The sequence below is a fragment of the Actinocorallia aurantiaca genome, assembly GCF_039533685.1.
In the GTDB taxonomy this organism is placed as follows: domain Bacteria; phylum Actinomycetota; class Actinomycetes; order Streptosporangiales; family Streptosporangiaceae; genus Actinocorallia; species Actinocorallia aurantiaca.
The window spans coordinates 699,404-719,618 of record NZ_BAAATZ010000006.1 but is presented as its reverse complement, the minus strand read 5'-3'; the positions used below and the strand labels follow the sequence as shown (position 1 = coordinate 719,618).

At 67.8% G+C, this 20,215-nt stretch carries 13 protein-coding genes, 1 pseudogene and 1 riboswitch; of the genes and pseudogenes, 4 read left to right on the top strand and 10 right to left on the bottom strand.

Translation table 11 applies throughout. The features are described 5' to 3' along the window. Positions 1-112: 112 nt before the first annotated feature. The 5 genes from ABD327_RS10310 to ABD327_RS10290 all read right to left on the bottom strand — a co-directional run bounded on the left by ABD327_RS10310 (position 113) and on the right by ABD327_RS10290 (position 6,099). Entirely contained in the window at positions 113-3,784 is a 3,672-nt protein-coding gene (locus tag ABD327_RS10310; protein ID WP_344450038.1) for a hypothetical protein, read from the bottom strand. 594 nt (positions 3,785-4,378) lie between these two features. Continuing rightward, positions 4,379-4,639, bottom strand: a complete 261-nt coding sequence (locus ABD327_RS10305; protein WP_344450037.1) for a hypothetical protein — start codon at positions 4,637-4,639, stop codon at positions 4,379-4,381. A 126-nt stretch (positions 4,640-4,765) separates the two neighbouring features. After that, positions 4,766-4,972, bottom strand: coding sequence for a DUF397 domain-containing protein (locus ABD327_RS10300; protein ID WP_344450036.1), 207 nt, complete (start codon positions 4,970-4,972; stop codon positions 4,766-4,768). Between the two features lie 111 nt (positions 4,973-5,083). After that, positions 5,084-5,290, bottom strand: a complete 207-nt coding sequence (locus tag ABD327_RS10295; RefSeq protein WP_344450035.1) for a DUF397 domain-containing protein — start codon at positions 5,288-5,290, stop codon at positions 5,084-5,086. Next, the gene (locus ABD327_RS10290; RefSeq protein ID WP_344450034.1) at positions 5,287-6,099 is read right to left on the bottom strand and encodes a helix-turn-helix domain-containing protein; all 813 of its coding nucleotides are present in this window, start codon (positions 6,097-6,099) and stop codon (positions 5,287-5,289) included. The genes ABD327_RS10295 and ABD327_RS10290 overlap by 4 nt, the downstream gene beginning before the upstream one ends. Before the next feature lie 153 nt (positions 6,100-6,252). On the opposite strand from ABD327_RS10290, the gene ABD327_RS10285 reads away from it, so the two are divergent. Continuing rightward, positions 6,253-6,471: a hypothetical protein gene (locus ABD327_RS10285; protein WP_344450033.1), complete on the top strand. Its 219-nt coding sequence runs from the start codon at positions 6,253-6,255 to the stop codon at positions 6,469-6,471. 106 nt (positions 6,472-6,577) lie between these two features. On the opposite strand, the gene ABD327_RS10280 is transcribed toward ABD327_RS10285, so the two are convergent. From ABD327_RS10280 to ABD327_RS10270, 4 genes and pseudogenes are all read right to left on the bottom strand, one after another. Continuing rightward, the gene (locus ABD327_RS10280; protein WP_344450032.1) at positions 6,578-7,081 is read right to left on the bottom strand and encodes a restriction endonuclease subunit S domain-containing protein; all 504 of its coding nucleotides are present in this window, start codon (positions 7,079-7,081) and stop codon (positions 6,578-6,580) included. Between the two features lie 261 nt (positions 7,082-7,342). Beyond that, positions 7,343-7,618, bottom strand: a pseudogene (locus ABD327_RS37455) (restriction endonuclease subunit S); the annotation flags it as partial. 218 nt (positions 7,619-7,836) lie between these two features. Next, a complete protein-coding gene (locus tag ABD327_RS10275) occupies positions 7,837-9,867 on the bottom strand; it encodes a type I restriction-modification system subunit M (protein ID WP_344450031.1) in 2,031 nt (676 codons plus the stop codon). 934 nt (positions 9,868-10,801) lie between these two features. Continuing rightward, a complete protein-coding gene (locus ABD327_RS10270) occupies positions 10,802-13,855 on the bottom strand; it encodes an NACHT domain-containing protein (RefSeq protein ID WP_344450030.1) in 3,054 nt (1,017 codons plus the stop codon). 230 nt (positions 13,856-14,085) lie between these two features. On the opposite strand from ABD327_RS10270, the gene ABD327_RS10265 reads away from it, so the two are divergent. Then, positions 14,086-14,511: a glutaredoxin domain-containing protein gene (locus ABD327_RS10265; protein WP_344450120.1), complete on the top strand. Its 426-nt coding sequence runs from the start codon at positions 14,086-14,088 to the stop codon at positions 14,509-14,511. A 100-nt stretch (positions 14,512-14,611) separates the two neighbouring features. Here the strand turns inward: ABD327_RS10265 and ABD327_RS10260 are convergent, their stop codons facing one another. Further along, complete coding sequence (locus tag ABD327_RS10260; RefSeq protein WP_344450029.1) at positions 14,612-15,409, bottom strand: SAM-dependent methyltransferase; 798 nt, start codon at positions 15,407-15,409, stop codon at positions 14,612-14,614. A gap of 201 nt (positions 15,410-15,610) precedes the next feature. On the opposite strand from ABD327_RS10260, the gene ABD327_RS10255 reads away from it, so the two are divergent. Then, on the top strand, positions 15,611-16,192 hold the full coding sequence (locus tag ABD327_RS10255; RefSeq protein WP_344450028.1) for a suppressor of fused domain protein: 582 nt from the start codon (positions 15,611-15,613) through the stop codon (positions 16,190-16,192). Positions 16,193-16,326: 134 nt separating this feature from the next. Further along, positions 16,327-16,403: riboswitch (S-adenosyl-L-homocysteine riboswitch) on the top strand. Positions 16,404-16,421: 18 nt separating this feature from the next. After that, complete coding sequence (gene metH / locus ABD327_RS10250; RefSeq protein WP_344450027.1) at positions 16,422-20,057, top strand: methionine synthase; 3,636 nt, start codon at positions 16,422-16,424, stop codon at positions 20,055-20,057. Positions 20,058-20,215: the final 158 nt, after the last annotated feature.

Sequence of the window (20,215 nt, the reverse complement as noted above, 5' to 3'; positions counted from 1 at the left end):
GGGCGGCCTGTTCTGGTTCTCCGCCGTCTGGATCGGAGCCTGCAGACGGTCAGGCGGGGAGCGGGTTACCGGGTTGGGGAGACCGTGGTGCGGGGACCTCGGCTTCTTGACATCAAGGAAGGAGGGTGGTCAGTGCTGCGATGATCTCGGCGGAGGGGACAGCGATCCCGGCAGCCCGGGACAGGATCTCCTGCAGCCTTCCCAGATGGTTCCGTCCCGTCTTCCGGGCCGCGGGCTCGGAGGACTCGAGGTCGCGGACGAGCGCGTGGACCTCGTTCACGGCGGCCTGCCGGTCCTGCTCGGTGAGGTCGGGACTCTGCTGGATCAGGTCGAGCAGCTGGTCGAGCTTCTCCCGACCCGCGGTGCCGATGTTGGTGATCTTGTCGGCGTGCTGGTTCTGGGAGTCCCGAATGACGGTGCCGGTCGACTGGCTGACGAGGACCGCAGGCCCGTGGAAGGTGAAGTTCGCGTTCAAAGAGTCTCCTGGGGAGAAAGACAGGGGCACCGGCGGCGGTGCTGTTCCCGAGTGAGACGTGTGGTGTCCAGGGGCGGTTCCCGGGGGCGGGACGAGGTCGTCCCACTGCCAAGGGGGTGAGGGGCGGCCGTCGGGTTCCCGGCCGAAGCGGAAGTCCGTCGCGGTGGAGGACTCTTCGAGGAAGAGGGGGAACATGGCCAGCGCGGGCAGTTGCGGGACCAGCCGGTCCGCCTGTTCGTGGGCGCCCGCCTTCCTCAGGCCGTCGAGGAGGTCCGCGAGGGAATTGGGCTCTTCCAGGGAGAAGTGCTCGACGGCGCGCTCGGCGAGGATGTCGATCGCGGTGTGGGCTCCTGCTTCTTGGAGGGCCTCCAGGAGCAGGACGAGGTCCCGCTGGTCGGGGGAGACATGCCGGGCGGCGCGTTCGGCGAGGTGACCGGCCTGGGTGTCCTCGCCCGAGTCCCGGAGAGCTCTCAGCAGCAAGGCTATGGCGGCGGGGTCGTCGAGTGAGACGTGGGAGGCGGGGTCGCGTCCGAGGAGCAGCGCCTCCTCTTCGGGGTCGGCTGCCTCGCGGAAGAGTTCCAGAAGCCAGGCCACGGCTTCCGGGTAGTGGAGTGAGACGTGTGCGGCCGGAGTGCGTTCGAGGAGCAGGCCGAGTTCGTCGCGGGCGCCTGCGTCCAGCAGGGCGCGCATCAGGTGGGCCACGGCCAGCGCGTCTTCGAGAGGAAGACGCCGGACCGCCCGTCGGGCGATCGTGAAGACCCGAGGCCGGGCCGCCATACCGACGGGGCTGCCGCCGAGGCTCTGGAGGAGCTGTGCGAGGACCGCGGGGTCGTTCGGGAAGGCGTCGGTGGCGGCGCGTTCGGCCAGCTTGACGGCCTTGGCCGACGCGTCGGTTCTTCGCAGGCCGTCCAGAAGCACGGTCAGGGACTTCGGATCATCGAGGGGGAAGGACGACGCCGTGCGTTCGGCCAGCGCGGTGATCTGGGAGCCGTCGCCTATTTTCTGGAAGTTGTCCAGCAGCCTGGCCACGGCATGCGGGCTGTCGAGCGCGACGCTCGCGGCGGGGCGGCGTTTCAGGAGCGCGTCGATCTGGCCCACGGCTCCGGCCTCTTCGAAGACGTCCAGCAGCCTGGCGACGGCCTGCGGGTCTTCAAGGGAGACGTGCGCGGCGGGTTCGCGTTCCAGAAGCTCGGCGACCAGTTGGGCGAGGAACTGGCTCCTGGGGTTGGTCTTCCGCATTTCCGTGAAGGCGTCCAGGAGTCTGGCCACCTGGTTCGGGTCTTCGAGGTGCATCTGCGTCACGGCGAGTCCGGCGAATGATCTGAACCTGGACGCGGGGCCTGTCGCCTTCAGGGTGGTCAGCAGCGCGGTGACGGTGACGGAGTCGTCGAAGGACGCGTGGTCGGCGGCGCGTCGAGCGAGGGCGGCGATCTGGGAGGAGGCCCCCGTCTCCTTGAAGGCCTCCAAAACCAGCGCCGCGGCCTTGAGGTCGCCGAGGGGCATGCGTGCGGCGCGTTCGGCGAGGGCGATCGTCTGGGGGCCGGCTTCGGCGTTCTTGAGGGCGTGCAGGAGCCGCGGGAGGGCTTTCGGGTCGTCCAGGGAGACTTCGGCGCTGATGCGCTCGGCCAGGATGCCGCTCTGGAGGCGGGCGCCGGTCTCGTGCAGGGCGTCCAGCAGCTTCGCCGCCGCGGCGTACGGGGGTTTCAGGGGGATGTCGTGGACGGCGCGTTCGGCCAGCGTGGCGATCTGGGAGTGAGCGTCTGTGTCCCGGAAGCAGCGAAGGAGCCGTGCGAGGGCCTCGGGGTCTCGCAGGGGCGTATGGTGTGCGGCGCGTTCGGCGAACGCGAGGGCCTGGGAGTGGGCTCCTGCTTCCCGGAGGGCGTGGAGGAGGGCGGCCGTGGCGTCCGGGTCTTCGAGGGAGGCGTGGTCGGAGGCCCAGTCCGCGGGGCGCGGGTCGTCGGGGTGGAGGGGGCTGAGGAGGGCGACGAGTTCGCGTGCCGCCTGCGTGTTGCCGTGGGCGGCGGCGTTCTTCCAGAGCCGGGCGGCGGTGCGGAGGAGTCCCCGCTGCTGGGCGGCCCGGGCGAGGGAGGGCAGCGCGTCGGGTACGGCGTGGTCGGCGACCGCGGTCCAGAAGTCCTCGGGAGGGATCTCTCCGTACCGTTTGCGGAGGCCCATCTGGTCGAGGTAGTCGGCGAGCCGGTAGGACTGGCCGCCGGGAGGGACGGTGGTCCCGCCACCGGGCCGGGGGCGGACGGGGGAGAAGGCGCTTGCGGTGCCGTCGCGGCATTCGGTGAGGAAGGCGAGGGCGGTTTCCAGCCAGTCATCGGAGAGCTCGTCCCATTCGTGGTCGGTGAGGTATCCGGGGGCGGCCCGGCCCAGGAGGGCGAAAGGAAGGTGGGGGCCGTACCCCAGGCGGCGGGCGTCCATCGCCGCGTGGATCAGGGCCCGTTCTGCGGGCGGTGCCGTCTGGTAGCGGGCGAGCAGGGATGGCGCTCCAGACAGGTACTGGGTGATCTGCCTGCCCCGGGCGAGTTTCACGGCCTCGGCCAGCCGCGGGTCCCGGGAGGCTGCTTCTCTGAGGGCGTCTAGGGTGGATTTGGGGAACGACGAGGGCACGATGATGCAGCGTCCGGGCAGCAGTTCGCGCGCTTGGGCGTGGGGGTCGGGGTCGGCGCGGTCAGTGAGCGTCTTGCGGTGCTGGGGCCACAGGGTGCCCAGGACGAGGACGGGTGCCCGGACGGGGTCGAAAAGCAGGGTGCGCAAGGCGGCCGCGATGCGTTCGCCCGCTTCGGGGTCCGTCAGGTAGGCCTGGCTTTCGTTCAGCCAGATCACGGTGCGGGGCCCGACTCTGCGCAGCGAGGAGAGGGCCGCTTCGGGACGGGTCGGGTCGTAGGGGTGCCACAGCCGCCAGCCGTCCTGTTCCCGCAGCGGGACGAGAGCCTCCCAGCAGGCGCGGGTCTTTCCCGTGGAAGAGTCGCCCACCAGCATGGCCAGTCTGCTGTGCCCTTCCAGGACGGCCTGTACGACTGCGGCGAGCTCGTTGTCGTGCTCGCGCCAGACGTAAGGGGGAAGCCTGGTCTCCTCGGGCTGCTCCCCGTCGAGGGGGACGGGGAGGTGGACCTCCAGCTCGTAGGGGTTCTTCACCTGGGAGAGCGGGCGTCCGACGGGGGCGACGTCCTCCGCCGCGTCGGCGTGGGGCAGGCCGAGGTAGAGGTCTCCGGCCACATTGGCGATCTGGTTCACGTTTTGCGCGGTGCTGCCGGTCACCGACTGGCCGGGGGAGGAAGCCGAAGGCCGCAGCGGGCTCACCGGTGGGGCTCCCGTGTCCGGCCGTGCAGGGGGGAGGGGCCCGCACCGGCCTCAGCCGCCGCGAACGCCCGCGGTGCCCTCTTCCGGCTCGACAGCCCCACGTTCATGAACACATCACCAGAGCAAAGCAGTTCTTCTGCCGCCAAGACGGCCAAATCTGGATGTTCGCTCGGAGCCCGTCACTCCGTGCGGGACCTTCCGGGGCGCCGTGTCCCGGGCGGTCTCCGGTTCTCCTCGGGAAGGAGAAGGAGACCGGTATGCGTTGACCTGGACGTTCGGTCTGTTCGGGACACCGACGACGAAGGTGCTCCTGCCGTGCGGCCGGGTCGAGGCCGGTGTTCGCAGCCGGTGGGCGTCCTCAACGAGGTCTTGCTCCTTGAGAGATCGGCATGGCCGGAATGAGAACAGGCGCGGTGAGCGGCCGCGCTCTTCGAGGGCGGGGCTCGGAGCGGTCTCGCGTGCCCGCCGCGCTCCCGTTGGACGCAGGGAGGCGGCGGGAGTGCGGCCGAAGCGGGGGGTCGTAGAGCCGGGACGTCCGGTGCGAAAAGTGGGAGCGGTCGCCGGGCGAGTGGTCCGGTTTTCGGCCGGGGCCGGTCAGATCGCCGGGCGGTGGGTGAGTCGGGCGGAGGCGACGTGCGCGAAGTTGACGACGCCGGGTGAGGGTGTGCCCTGGGGGTAGCCGGTGCCGCTGAGGTTGGGGGCGCTCACCTGGTTGAAGGCCTGTACGGTGCCGTCGCGCATCCAGTCCACGAGGATCTCCTGCGTGACCGCGGTCTCCCCGGAGGGGACGACCACGATCACCTCGGCGCCGCCGACGAGCGTCAGGGCGAGTACCTGCTCCTGCGACGGGCTCATGACGGATTCTCCCCGGTCTGCGGCTGCTGCTGTTCTTCGGGCGAGGAGGAGAACGTTTCCCTGGGAACAGGACGGACCCGGTCGGGTCCGGCCATGTCGGCCGGGGGCTCCTGGACGGGCGGGACGTCAGAGGTCATGACGGCCGGTCCGGAGGCGACGGGTGAAGGAGGCGAAGGCGGGGCGGGTGAAGGCCAGGCGGGGGCTGTCGGGGTGCTTGGAGTCACGGACGGCGACCGTGCCGGGGAAAGCGGCGACCTCGACGCAGTTGTCACCTTCAGAGCCGCTATGGGTGTTCTTGCGCCAGGGGACGGGCGGCCGGGCGGGCGTGTTCACGTTTCCTTCGAGGGGGCGGGGCGGGTGTTCCGCCGGTGAGGGTTCCCCGGAAGGACGGCCGGTGAACGGCCTCCGTCCGGGTGGTTCGGAGGCCGTCCGCCGGACGGGACGTCAGGAATCGTGTCGGCCGGTACGGAGATGGTGGGTGAAGGTGGTGAAGGCGGCGCGGGAGAAGGCCAGTTTGGGGCCGTCGGGGTCCTTGGAGTCCCGTACCGCGATCACCTCGGGGAGACCGGCGACCTCGACGCAGTCTCCCCCGGAGGCGTCGCTATGAGTGCTCTTGCGCCAGTGCGCGGATGACATGTCTACTGTGCTCACGTGCCCTCCATGATCGTACAGATCAGATTCTTTGATTCTCCCGCCGACAATGCGGAAGATCTGATCATGTTGAAGAGTACGGTAAGGTCCCGCACCTCGGACGGTTCGGTGAGCATGTGGCCATGGCTACCCGCGCCGTCTACGTAGGCAAGGTCGGCGCTCTTGTCGAAAGAAAGAACCTGAAAACCGCTACCTTGGTAGATCTGAGTCTCCACGGGAACGACCTGCATCGAAATATTTGGGTCTCCAAGGAGATCGAGTAGCCGTTTGCACTGCCCTTCACGGACTCCTTGAGGAATATTTCTGAGTACGGATTCTCCGATGACAAGGAAAAGCCAGGGCGGTTCATTACTTGCGAAGATCGACTGCCTTTCCAGGCGGACAGCAAGTAGTTCCTCGGCCTTTTCTGGGCGCTGGACTGAGTTCAGGACCAGGCGACCGTACTCTTCTGTTTGAAGTATTCCGGGCACCAGTAGCGGAGCATAAATACTGAACTGGACTGCATCTCTTTCGGCTTCGGCCAGCGGACGGAACCCGCTGGGAATCAAGGCGCGCTTCCGCGCGTCCATGATTTCTTCCCACAGTCGGTGGAAGGATCCGTCGGTCGTGAAATAGGTGTTCAGGTCGTCGGCAAGTCCCTCTGAAGGAAGCTTGTCGTATGTCTCGACCTTCGCAAGCCACTGTGGTGTACAGCCGAGAGCTTCAGCCAGTTTGTTGCGTGAAAGCCCTGTTTTGTTGCGTCGGGCGCGCATCTCGATGACGAACATCTTCTGAGGCCAGATCGGGTCGCCCTTGCGTTCGGGTGCCATCGAGTTCCTCCCGGGGTGTGGAGTCGCCGAGTATGGGGTGTGAACGGCGAAGCGGGGGGTGCGGCTGGGGAGTGCGCGGTTCGTAGCTGAGGGTAACAGCTTCCTGTGAGGGTGGTCATGAGAACGCACCCGAAGCCCCAAGGAATCTCATCCATGAACGAGCAGGAATGCACTCTCCTCCAGAAGGAACACCCCGACTGGAACATCCGCGCCTTCAGCGACAAGACATGCTATATCGCCACCCGCCTTGGCTGTCCCTTCCTCACCGATGAGGAGCTCGTGGCCGGCCTCTACATGACCCTCGTGGAAGACACCCTCGAAGAACTCAAAGAAGCCCTCGCCACCCAAACCAAAATCGAGGACGCCCTGTGACCTTGGGAACCGTAGGCGCCCTCCTCTTGGGCGCCTACGTCCTAACCCTGTCCGTCACCTTCACGGCCATGGTCATCCGAGACCTCTGGTACTCCGGTCGTCACCGCTAAATCCCATGTGCCGTCGTCACGTCGAGCTGTCCTGTCACCGCAGCAGTAATCAAAGCCTGCCGTCGCTCCGTCAGCAGCTCAAGCTGCTGCGTCAGTGCGGACTGGGCCGCCGCTACTGAGGCGGCATGTTCATTAAATGCGGAAACAAGGATGTCTTGCTCTGCCAAGGGAACATTGGGTAGGCGGCAATCTCGAACAACTGCGGTAGGCAGATTATTTGCCATGCCCTCGGCGCCAGAAATTCCTAGCTTGATGTGCTCGCGCACCTGCCTGGTTCGGAGCATGATGGCAATAAATTGCTCGCGCATGCGAAGTCGATTGATGTGGAGTCGATAAACCTTGTCGCACAACAAGAGGTTCTGATTTATTTCGGGAACGATTCCGACACTCCCGATGAGGTCGGGTGATCCGCTTGCTCGAGACATTAGCAAATCTCCCCCCTTGAGCTGGTATGCTTTTCTGGGGGTAACGCCTGCGGGTAGGGCTTTGTGCTGATCCATTCGAAATGATCCGCCGTTAATGCATCCTGCTCTGACCACGCCCCATTCTCCGGGTTCCGCTAGCCTATCCTCGCACTGGGGAGACCATCCTTGTTCGATTGATAGGAGGACATGTCTGAGTCTGACTTCGCCGTGAGTGGAAATTAGGGAAGATGACTTCGAAGACAAATATGCTTCTTGCCTCTCTTTGATTAGGCTAGCCTGAGCGTTGCGCATTCGGACGAGTCGATCAATGCGGGATGTCTCGCCATTTAGGAAGCCAGCGATCCGCTGCTGCTCCTCTAGGGGCGGAAGAGGAACGGGGAAGTCGAGAATCTTGCTCCTGTTTGTGGAAGCGAGATTGGTGGTCTTGGTTCCGGTGCTTTCGAAGTAGTGCCGAGCGTATAGGGACTGTGTCACCAGGGCGAGGTACTGTGGGTCCAGCCGATCCCGAAACGTGCGGAGCGCGAAGACGTGATTCTGGTGAAGGCAGCCTTCCAGTTCGTTGCGCCAAACTGTGCCCCGTCCAAGTTTGTCGAGGTCGCCGCCTTCGGTCATTAGGACGTCACCGTATCGGAGGGTGCTACGGGCTGCGATGGGCCGGGGAACGGTTATCTCTGTGACTGATTCTGTTTCGATATAGCCTGCTTGGACGTTCGCTACCCGGAGGTAGGGTCGGGTGACGACATCACCAGTGAGATCACGGGAGGAATCAACTGTCAGGCCAGACTGAAGCCGACACAGATATCCCAACCTCACCAAGGGCCAAGTGCCGCTCACTGGATCACCTCGCTGAGGAGCGCCTGGATCTGGGATTCGAGTTCTTTGAGCTCAGCGTCGATTTCGGCTAGAGGTCGGGGCGGAGTGTAGGTGTAGAAGTGCCGGGTGAAGGGGATCTCGTAGCCGATTTTGGTCCGTCCGACTTCTTTGGTCTTTGGGTCTTTGAAGTCGGCGATCCAGGCGTCGGGGACGTGAGGGAAGACCTCGCGGGCGAAGTATTTGTCGATGTTCTCGGTGAGGGGCACGTTTTCGGCGTCGCGGAGGTCAGGGTCATGGATGGGTTTGCCCTTGACCGTCTGGACTTCGCCTTCCGGGTCGGAGACAGCGACGGCGGTGAGGATCGTCTTGTCGACGATGTTAGGCGGGAACGTCACATCGCTCTGGATGTAGCCGTCGTAGAGCTTCTTGCGGAACGTCTCGCGCTTGGTCTCGGAGAGGCCGAGGAGGGTGCGCAGGCCGGTCAGTAGTTCATCGCGGAGGTCGTACTTCTGCACGGCCGACAGTTCAGAGATGGCCGCGAGGGTCTCCTCCGTCAGTTCGAAGCGCTGACGGAGTGGCCGGTCAATGGTGATGCGCTGATAGCCGAAGTCCTCGTTGCGGAACACCTTCACCTTGGCGTGGTCGGGGTGGTCCGGGTCGGCGGCGATGTCGAGGGCGTCGCGGTAGACCTTCTTGATGTGCTCGCGCTGGGTCTCGCTGATCTGCTTGCGCTTCTCGCCGAGGGACTTGCGCATCTTCGTCCACTGGTCGCGGGCGTCCAGGAGGACGACCTTTCCCCGGTTCGCGGGTGCTTTGTTGTTCGTGACGATCCAGAAGTACGTCGAGATGCCGGTGTTGTAGAACAGCTGGTCCGGGAGGGCGACGATCGCCTCCAGGTAGTCGTTCTCCAGGATCCAGCGGCGGATCTCCGACTCGCCCGAACCGGCCGCGCCGGTGAACAGGGGCGAGCCGTTGAAGACGACGGCGATGCGGGAGCCCTTCAGGCCGTCGTCGTCCACATCCGAGGTGACAGGACGCATCTTGGCCATCATGTGCTGCAGGAACAGGAACGAGCCGTCGTTGATGCGGGGCAGGCCCGCGCCGAAACGGCCGGCGTGGCCCTTGTCTTTGTGCTCGTCGGTGACGACCTTCTGCACTCTCTTCCAGTCGACGCCGAACGGAGGGTTGGCGAGCATGTAGCGGAACGTCCGGCCGTCGTGGCCGTCCACGCTGAAGGAGTTCCCGAACGCGATCGAGGAGTTCTTCTCGTCGTAGCCCTTCATCAGAAGGTCCGACTTGCAGATCGCGTACGACTCGGCGTTGAGCTCCTGGCCCGACAGGTTCACGCGGGCGTACGGGTTGAGCCTGCGGATGTGCTCCTCGGCGGCGGCGAGCATCCCGCCCGTCCCGCACGCCGGGTCGAGGATGTCGATGACCTTCCCCTCCCCGGTGAGGGCCTCGTCGTCGGGGGCGATCAGGAGCTCCACCATCAGCTCGATGACCTCGCGCGGGGTGAAGTGCTCGCCGGCCGTCTCGTTCGACAGCTCCGAGAACCTGCGGATCAGCTCCTCGAACAGGTAGCCCATGTCGTGGTTGCTGACCCGCGACGGGCTCAGGTCGAGCTTCGGGTCGGCGAACTTCTGCACCACCTGGTAGAGCAGGCCCGACGCGTCCAGGCGCTCGATCTGGTTGAAGAAGTCGTACCGCTCGATGATCTCGGTGACCTCCTGGGAGAAGCCGTTGATGTAGTCGACGAGGTTCTTGCGGACGTTCGCGGGGTCGGCGCCGATCGTCCGGAAGTCCTGCGTGGACAGGTTGTAGAACGGAAGCTTCGCCGCGACCTTCAACATGTTCGGCGGGGGAGCCGAACCCGGGTAGGAGGCGGCGCGCTTTCGGACGGCCTCACGTGTCGGCTCCATGACGGAGTCGAAACGGCGCAGCACCGTGAAAGGCAGAATGACCTTGCCGTACTCCGACTGCTTGTAGTCGCCGCGCAGCAGATCGGCCACCGACCACAGAAAACCGGCCAGTTCCTGGTTAACGCTCACTCGTCGCCCTCTCGCTTCATGCTCCCGGCCGTCCCCTCGGGTGCGACGCACCCGAGGCGAAACCGTCGCGGACCGGCTGTGCGGCCCGCCGTCCCATCTTTGCGGCCTCTCCCGGCCGCCGTACGAAACTTTCGAGTACTCGAAGAACCGGCCCGTGGACGCGCCGACCCCCACGCCTCCAGCCGAGGGACACGCGCACCGCACGGACCAGCCCGGACCCCGGCGTGCTCCACCGCGCTCCGCAGAAAAGCCGGTCGGGGAATCCGGGCCGATCCCGTCAGCGAGGGATGCCGCCCTACCGCCCTCGACCTGGACAAATCCGCTCAGAGTCAGCCCATTCACGGTAATGGATGCCACCGACACCCCGACCCCGTCTAGGAGGCGGGGCAGAGGCCCGGATCACGCGGCGGTCCCACGAAACCGACCGGGCACCGTCGTGGGAGAGCGCCTGACAGGGGCCTCGCCGCCACCCGACGGGATGGCACGAGATCCACCTCGCCGTCGCGCAACGCCACCGCAGGTACGGAGACCGCCCGCCGTCCGGGACGGACCGCCGTCCGGCGGATCGACGACCCACACCCCGGCACCCTGGACCGGCACCCCGCGACGAGCGCTTCGGCACCCCCGGGCGAACCGACGTGGAACGTCCCGCCGCGTACCGCCCGGAAGAACGGTCGGTGAACGGCCTCCAGCGGGGTGGTTCGGAGGCCGTCCGGATCAAGTTCCCCGAGTGATCTCAGTGAATTCCCGGTCGGCGGCCGTGTTCGAAGTGGGCGAGGGAGCAGGCGGGGGCGGACGGCGGTGAGGTCGTGGACCGGGCCTGGACGTTGCCGGCGTGGGTGTGGGCTTGCCGGAGAAGTACTTGTAGGGAAATCCGGCGGGCCGAATTGTTCCGCTGAGATCACCTCACCGCCCTGAGATGAGAGGACGGGACTCACCCATCTGCGGAAATGCGGACGTCGAGGTGGGCGAAGGCCTCTACATCAGTCACCCGAGTACCTGTCAGATCAAGGTACTGAAGGTTGGTGAGGCGGGTGAGGGGGCTGATGTCGCTCACCTGGGTCCCCGCAAGGCTGAGGCGCTGGAGGTCGGTGAGGTGGGCGAGGGGGCCGATGTCGCTCACCCGGGTTCTCTCCAGGCTGAGGCGCTGGAGGTTGGTGAGGTGGGCGAGGGGGGTGATGTCGCTCACCCGGGTCCCCGCAAGGAAGAGATCTCGAAGATCGGTGAGGTGGGCGAGAGGGCTGATGTCGCTCACCCGGGTCCTTGCCAGGCCGAGGTCTTGGAGGTTGGTGAGGTGGGCGAGGGGGGTGATGTCGCTCACCCGGGTCCCTGTGAGGAAGAGGTCTTGGAGGTTGGTGAGGTGGGCGAGGGGGGTGATGTCGCTCACCCGGGTCCCTGTGAGGAAGAGGTCTTGGAGGTTGGTGAGGTGGGCGAGAGGGCTGATGTCGCTCACCCGGGGCTGTATGAGGCCGAGGGACCGAAGGTTGGTAAAGCCGATCAGAAAAGACAGGTCACCAGACTCGGCTTCAGTGAGGGAAAGGGTTTCCAAGTTGGTGAGCAGAGAGAGCATGCGCAAGCGCTCCGAGTCGCGAACAGGAAATTCCACGAAGGTCTGCCGCTGGGAGAGGACTTCCCTGGCGTACTCCTCGGGGAAACGCGAGTCGAACCATCCGCGCGAGAGAACTCTTTGCACCTTGAACGCCTGAACACGTGAGAGGAACCGGAGCAGGGAGATCGACGCGTCGACGCCGGTCAGGAGAACCACTTCGGCGATGGCGGCGGCCTCGTCCTCGGTGAGGGCGCGGGTGCGGGCATGGTCGGCCAGCAGATCAACGACGAAGGGGCCGGCTTTGGCGAGCTGCTCGGCTTCCTCCTGGGTCTTCGGTGGGATGAGCTGCTCGGTGCGGGCGGTGATGGTCCGTGAGAGCTCATGGGAGACGACCTGGGCTTCGGTGATACAGGCTGCGGCGAGGAGCCAGAGGGCTCGGGCGGTGCCCTCGGAGAGGGCGGTCCCGGCTCGGGCGATGAGGTCGCGGAGAAGCCGGTCCTGCCGGGCAGGGTCGCGTTGACTCTGGCCGACGGCCATGATCAGGACGTCGTGATAGAGCGGGTCCTGGGCGTGGTTGATGAGATGGTCGAGGTGGTGCTCCTGGAAGATCTCGGCGGCGGCCAGGTAGTCCTGAAAACTCGGATGGCGGAACTCGAGGCTGTCGATCGTCGGTTCCTGAAGGAGGCCGGAGCGCTCCCGGAGGAACCCCAGCACCGCCTCGGGAGTGGTCTCGATCTTGTGGAGCCGGGAGAGCCGCTTTTCGATCTTGTCCAGGGCCGTTGCGTGATCGATCGTGCGGCGCCCGTTGAGAGTCATCCACATCGCGATGCCGGACAGGAAGGGTTCGGCCTGGAGCCGGGAGAGGGAGAGCTCTCCGGTGGGGATGCGGCGCTCCTGGTCGCGCGACTCCAGCAGCATGGTCAGCGCCCGGTCGTAGAGGGCGGTGCGGCTTTCGGGGAGCACGTTGTTGTGGATCCGGCTGAGCGAGCACAACATCGCGCACAACAGCGGGTTCGTGGCGAGCCGGGACAGGTCCCTGCGGATGGTCAGGGAATCGATGAGTTCCTCGGCCTGCTCCCCGGACGGGTCCTCGCGGCCCTCGGCCCGATTGGTGCGGTACCAGCGGCGGATGAAGTCGTTGACCTGGCCGGCGTTCATCGGCTCCAGGCGGCAGGAGGCGAAACCCCACGCGGACAGCTGCTCCCGCTGGAAGGAGGAGAGCGCGCCGGGACGGGACGTCACGACGAACCGGGCCTCGGGGTGGAGGGCGAGACGGCTTTCCAGCCACTCCATCACCTGCGGGCGGAACTCCTGGGGGACCTCGTCCAACCCGTCGACGAAGACGACGGCGCGGCCCGCGTCGAGAAGGCCGGTCACCCAGGCGGCCGGCTTGTCGTCCGAGGCGGCGTCCTGCTCCACGAACCGTTCGACGGCGGGCAGGTGCAGTCCGTCGGACTTCATGTGATCGCGCAGACGGAGCAGGAAGGGGACCACGCCCAGTTCCTTCCAGCCGTCGAGCTGCGCGGGGAGGCTCTGCTTGCAGACCAGCAGGGTGAGGTGCTGGAGCAGCGTGGTCTTCCCCGCCCCGGCCGGGCCTTCCAGGAGCAGGCGGGAACGGGTGGCGAGGAGGTCCTCGAAACGGTTGTCGAACTCCCGGGAGGGGGTGAGGCCCGAGGGCTCCGATATGCCCGCGCGGCGCGGGGCGTCGGAGCGGACCGAGAGGTTCACATACGCCGTGGCCAACTCGTAGGTCTGCTCGCGGAAGGGGAGGCCCAGGCCGTAGAGGCGGACCTTGCCGTAAAGCGCGGCGACGCCCGCCCGGTAGCGCTCCTCGTAGGCGCGGGTCTTGTCGTCCAGGTCGGGGAGGCGGCGATCGAGGTCGCCGAGCCTGCGGATGGTCTCGACGTCCACGCGGGGGCCGAACTCGCCGAGGCGGGTGAAGTGCTCGACCAGGCGGAGACAGGCGCCGTCCAGGAGTTCTGTGAAGAGGGCCAGGGCGCGAGCGTCCGTCAGCGAGACGGCCGCGTCCGGGGCGGCCCCGCGCATGAGCTCCGACAAACGTTCCGGGTCGAGGTCCGCCCGTAGCGCCAGATCGATGTCGATGGCGTCCAGGGAGAGCAGCGTGGTGACGACCGCGTTCTCGGCGCGTTCGCCCTCGGCCGGGTCGATGGAGCGCCACTCCGGCTTCTCGTCGGTTGCCATGAGGGCGAGCCGGTGGACGAGGGAGCGTAGGTCGCGTTCGACGAGTTCCTTCTTGTCGCCTCTGCGCCAGGCGAGGCGTTCCCTCCAGCCTGCCGGTTCGGCCAGGCCCGCGCCGGGGGCGGGAGCCCGGGGGATCATGCGGGAGACCAGCTCTCCCCAGACCGGGGAGGTGATCCACGTGGTGAAGAACTCCGGCACGGTGCGACCCATCGGCTCGGCGGCGGTTCGGATCTCCATCGTGCTGAACGGCATCCGCCTTTGTGGGAAATCTCGGAAATGTGGGTCGATGGGATTCCTGCCGTCGGGCTGCCGACGCCCGGCCGTGCGCTGCGAGCGCCACGCCCTCCAGCCGCAGCCTTCCTCCCCGGGTGGTCTTGGTTCGACCAAGGAGCTTCTGATCTGCGGAGCAAGGCATGTCCTGGGCTCTTTGGGCTATTCGATCGAGAGCGGATAGCGTGCGCTTCGTGATGCGTAGATGGACGCTGCCCCTGCTGCTCGCGGTCCTCGGCCTGGTCATCGCCGTCCGGGAGGCGGACACAGGGTCGCCAGGGGTCGCCGCCGTCTGGCTGGTGGTGTTCCTCGTGTTCGCCGTGGGGCTGTCGCCGTTGGCCTTCCCCCGATCGATCAGCGCGGCGGAGGCCCGGCGCCGCAGCGCGGACGACGGGCGGCCGATCGTCTACTGGCGGCCGGGCTGCCAGTACTGCCTGCGGCTTCGGCTCCGGCTGGGCCCGGCCGCCCGCCGGGCGCACTGGGTGGACATCTGGCGTGACCCGGAGGGAGCGGCCGACGTCCGGGCCGTCACCGGAGGCGACGAGACGGTGCCGACCGTCGTCGTGGCAGGACAGTCACGGGTCAACCCGGACCCCGCCTGGCTGCGCCGTCAGCTCCGGTGAGCGGGCCGGCGAGTCGGCGGGCTCGGCGGGCTCGGCGGGCTCGGCGGGCTCGGCGGGGGAGCGTAGACGAACCCTCCCGGGCCAGGCGGTCAGCGCCGGGTCAGGGCTTGCGCGCCAGGCCGCCGTAGCAGGAGACCTCGGGCTGCGGGTCCCAGGGGCCGGGCTCGGGTCGCCACTGCGACACCGAGACCACGCCGGGCTCCAGGAGGTGCAGGCCGTCGAAGAAACGGGCGATCTGCTCGGGGCTGCGCGGGGTGTAGGGGGCGGCCGGTCTGTTCGCGTTGTGGCGCCGGATGGACTCCACGTACGCGGGGTCGGTGTCGGAGCCGTCGTAGAGGGCCACGTAACTGCCCGGCGGCAGCTCCGCCACCAGCCGCTTCATGACGACCGGGGCCTGCTCGTCGTCGACCAGGCCGAGGACGCCCATGAGCATGAGCGCGACCGGGCGGGAGAAGGCCAGGGTTCGGGCGGCCTCCCGCAGGACCTTCTCCGGATCGCGCACGTCGGCGTCGATGTAGTCGGTGGCGCCCTCGGGGGTGCTGGTCAGGAGCGCGCGGGCGTGCACCAGCACCAGCGGGTCGTTGTCGACGTAGACGATCCGCGCGTCCGGGGCCACCCGCTGGGCGACCTCGTGGGTGTTGTCGGCGGTCGGGAGGCCGGTGCCGATGTCCAGGAACTGCCGGATCCCTTCCGCTCCGGCCAGGTGCCGCACCACCCGCGCGAGCATGTAGCGCGACTGGCGGGTCATGTCCCTCATCCCGGGGAAGGCCTCGCAGACGCGCTCGGCGGCCTCCTGGTCGACGGCGTAGTGGTCCTTGCCTCCCAGCAGGTAGTTCCAGATCCGTGCCGAATGCGGCTTGGAGGTGTCGATCCCGGGGCCGGGCTGGTCGTCGCTCATGTCTCACCCATCAGACCGGTTACTGGTTGATGATCACATTCTGGTCTTTCAGGTCAGAAATTTCCATAAAAGTCGATGGTCGGTAGTTATCTGACATATTTCGGTGCGCGGGCACCCGGGACGGAACCCGCGCGTGACGGGTTTCCCGGCTCGCGACGTGGCGGCGGAGGCCACGGCTCGAAGCCTGGAATCATCGGGCCCATGACCGGAATCGAGTGCGACGACGAGGCGATCTCCGCTGTGGCGGACCACGTGGGCGGATTCTTCACTGGACACGAGATCACCTCCACCGTCTACGACCTGGGGCGGAGCCGGCGCGGGGCCGTCCCCGGGCTCCGCATCCTGACCGTCGCGCCCGGCCCTCAAGCCGACGGCTGGACGTACGTCACCGCGGGCTGCTGGGGGGCGGCGAACAAGGAGGGGGACGGACTGGAGCTCGTCCTGTCGGCCCCCGAGCACGACGAGAGCTTCGTGGAACTGCTGGCGATGGTCGCCTACTACCACGCGACCCGCTGGCTGGAACTCCGGCACAGCGTCCCCATCGGAAAGCCCTGGGCGCCCGGCTCCTCCTGCGACCACCTCCTGGTCTCCCACCCCCTCCACGGGCCCGCCTTCGAACACTGCTCCCTTCCCGGAGGCCGGGCCCGGCTCCTGTGGATCCTCCCCGTCACCGCCGCCGAACTCGACTTCCGCCGCGAGCACGGGCACGAAGCCCTGGAACGGCTCTTCGACGAAACCGGGGCCGTCCCCACGGACCCGCACCGGCCTTCCGTCGTCGCATAACGGCAGCTCCTCGGGCCGCCGGACGCTTGCGGGGGCGAACGCATCCGCAGCGGGCCTTGCCGATGATCTCCGCTTCCCCGCAACGGGGGAGGAGGAATTCGGGGCGAGGGGAGGAGATGGGTAGGATCTGAGACCAGGTCGAGAGGCGCTGCAACGGGCCGGCCGCCCGCCACGCTCGGCCTTTTTCAGTGAAAAAGGGCGCCTCCCGAGACGCATGGGAGGAGTCGGGATGCCGGAATCAGCACAGGTCGCCCAGAACCGCGAGGAGCGGACGCGGCGGCTGAAGGAGATCCTCGAGCAGCGGATCGCGGTGCTGGACGGGGCCTGGGGCACGATGCTCCAGGGGGCGAAACTCCAGCCCGAGGACTACCGGAACGAGCGGTTCGCCGACCACCCGATGGACGTCACCGGCGACCCGGACCTGCTGAACATCACCCGGCCCGACGTCATCCTCGACGTGCACCGGCAGTACCTGGCGGCCGGGGCGGACATCACGACCACCAACACGTTCACCGCGACGAGCATCGCGCAGGCCGACTACGGGCTGCAGGAGTACGTGCGCGAGATGAACGTGGCGGGGGCGCGGCTGGCGCGGCAGGCCGCCGACGAGGCCGGCGGGAAGTTCGTCGCCGGGTCGGTGGGGCCGCTGAACGTCACGCTCTCGCTCTCCCCGAAGGTCGACGACCCGGCCTACCGGGCGGTGAGCTTCGACGAGGTCGAGGCGACGTACGCCGAGCAGATCGAGGCGCTCGTCGAGGGCGGCGTCGACCTCCTGCTCATCGAGACGATCTTCGACACGCTCAACGTGAAGGCGGCGATCTCCGCCGCCCAGCGGGTCGCGCCGGACCTGCCGCTGTGGATCTCCGTGACGATCGTCGACCTGTCGGGGCGCACCCTGTCGGGGCAGACCGTCGAGGCGTTCTGGAACTCCGTCAAGCACGCCAAGCCGCTCGTCGTCGGCGTGAACTGCTCGCTGGGCGCGGTCGAGATGCGGCCGCACGTGGAGGATCTCGCCCGGATGGCCGGGACGTACACCGCCTCCCACCCCAACGCGGGGCTGCCCAACGCGTTCGGCGGGTACGACGAGACGCCGGAGGAGACCGGGCGGCTCGTCGGGGAGTTCGCCGCCGAAGGACTCATCAACATCGCGGGCGGCTGCTGCGGCACGTCCCCCGCGCACATCGCGAAGATCGCCGAGGCCGTCAAGGGCAGGACCCCGCGCAGGGTCGCCGAGCCGCCGAAGCGCAGCCGGTTCTCCGGCCTGGAGACCTTCGAGATCGGGCCCGACACCGGCTTCGTCATGATCGGCGAGCGCACCAACGTCACCGGCTCCGCGCGGTTCCGGCGGCTCATCGAGGCCGACGACTTCCAGGCCGCCGCCGACGTGGCGCTGGAGCAGGTGCGCGGCGGGGCCAACCTCCTCGACGTCAACATGGACGCCGACCTGCTCGACAGCGAGCAGGCCATGACCACCTTCCTCAAGCTCATCGCGACCGAGCCGGAGATCGCCAGGATCCCCGTCATGATCGACAGCTCGCGGTGGAGCGTGCTGGAGGCCGGGCTCAAGTGCGTCCAGGGCAACGGGGTCGTCAACTCCATCAGCCTCAAGGAGGGCGAGGAGCAGTTCCTCGCCCAGGCCCGGAAGATCAAGAGCTTCGGCGCGGGCGCCGTCGTCATGGCCTTCGACGAGCAGGGGCAGGCCGACACCGCCGACCGCAAGGTCGAGATCTGCGGACGCGCCTACGACCTCCTCGTCCACGAGGTCGGGTTCGCGCCCGAGGACATCATCTTCGACCCGAACGTGCTGGCCGTCGCGACCGGCATGAGCGAGCACAACGGCTACGCCAAGGAGTTCATCGAGGCGCTGCCGCGGATCAAGGAGCGCTGCCCCGGCGCGCTCACGTCCGGCGGCATCTCCAACCTGTCGTTCTCCTTCCGGGGCAACGACGTGGTCCGCGAGGCCATGCACTCGGCGTTCCTGCTGCACGCCGTCCGCGCCGGGCTCGACATGGGCATCGTCAACGCCGGGCAGCTCGCCGTCTACGCCGACATCCCCGCCGACCTCCTCGAGCACGTCGAGGACGTCCTGTTCGACCGGCGTCCCGACGCCACCGACCGGCTCATCGAGCTGGCGCGGACGGTGTCCGGCAGCGGCACCAAGCGCGAGATCGACCTGTCGTGGCGGGAGCAGCCCGTCAACGCGCGCCTCTCCCACGCGCTGGTCCACGGCATCACCGACTTCATCGAGGAGGACACCGAGGAGGCCCGCCAGGGCTTCGCCCGGCCCCTCGAGGTGATCGAGGGCCCGCTCATGGACGGCATGAAGGTCGTCGGCGACCTGTTCGGCTCCGGGAAGATGTTCCTGCCGCAGGTCGTCAAGAGCGCGCGGGCCATGAAGCGGTCCGTCGCCTACCTCGAGCCGTTCATGGAGGCCGAGAAGGCCAAGGCCCTCGCCGAGGGGCGCGTCGCGGCGCGCCGCGGGCAGGGCAAGGTCGTGCTCGCCACGGTCAAGGGCGACGTCCACGACATCGGCAAGAACATCGTCGGGGTCGTCCTCGGCTGCAACAACTACGAGGTCGTCGACCTGGGCGTCATGGTGCCCGCCGCGAAGATCCTCGACACGGCGATCGCCGAGGGAGCCGACGTCATCGGCCTGTCCGGGCTGATCACCCCGTCGCTGGACGAGATGGTCGCGGTCGCGGCCGAGATGGAGCGGCGCGGGATGAAGCTGCCGCTGCTCATCGGCGGCGCGACCACGTCCCGCCAGCACACGGCCGTGCGGATCGCGCCCGTCTACAGCGGGCCGGTCGTGCACGTCCTGGACGCGTCGCGGGTCGTCGGCGTGGTGTCGGACCTGCTGGACGCCGACCGGGCCGAGGCGCTCGACACCGCCAACCGCAAGGAGCAGCAGGCGCTGCGCGAGGCGCACGAGAACCGGCGGCAGCAGCCGATGCTCACTCTGGCGCAGGCCCGCGGGAACGCCGAGCGGGTGGAGTTCGGCGAGCTGCCCGTGCCGGAGTTCACCGGGCTGAGGACCGTCACGCCGAGCCTCGCCGAGCTGCGCGACATGATCGACTGGCAGTTCTTCTTCCTCGCCTGGGAGCTGAAGGGCAAGTACCCGGCGATCCTGGAGCAGCCCGCCGCCCGCGAGCTGTTCGACGAGGGGCAGGCGCTGCTCGACCAGATCATCGCCGACGGGTCGCTGCGCGCCGAGGGCGTGCTCGGGTTCTGGCCCGCGCACTCCGAGGGCGACGACATCGTCCTGGAGAACGGCGTGCGGTTCCCGATGCTGCGGCAGCAGACGGCCAAGCCCGAAGGCCGCCCCAACCGCAGCCTCGCCGACTACGTGGCGCCGTCCGGCGACCACCTCGGCGCGTTCGCGGTCACCGTCCACGGCGCGGAGCAGCTCGCCGCCCGGTACGAGGCCGAGCAGGACGACTACAAGGCGCTCATGGTCAAGGCGCTCGCCGACCGCCTGGCCGAGGCGTTCGCCGAACTGATCCACCTCCAGGCCCGCCGCGCCTGGTTCGAGCCGGACGTCCAGCCCGTCCTGGAGGAGCTGCACGCCGAGAAGTACCGCGGCATCCGCCCCGCCCTGGGCTACCCGGCCTGCCCGGACCACAGCCGCAAGAGCACCCTCTTCGAACTGCTCGACGCGGGCGCGCACGGCATGGCCCTCACCGAGTCGTTCGCCATGACCCCGGCGTCGAGCGTCAGCGGCCTGATCTTCGCCAGCCCGGAGGCCCGTTACTTCACCGTCGGGCGCCTGGGCCGCGACCAGATCGAGGACTACGCCGCCCGGGCCGGCCTGAGCGTGGCGGAGGCCGAGCGCTGGCTGAGCCCGAACCTGGCCTACGAGCCCTGATCACGAAGGCTCGTCCGGCTCTGACCAGGCCCGCTCCGAGAAATTCGGAGCGGGCCGACTTTTTTCACCGGATCTGTCACGTTCACGCGTCGTGCGGGTTCGACACGGTGACGCGCTCGAGACGCCGGCCGGTTCCGGCGTCCTCATCCGAGGAGTAC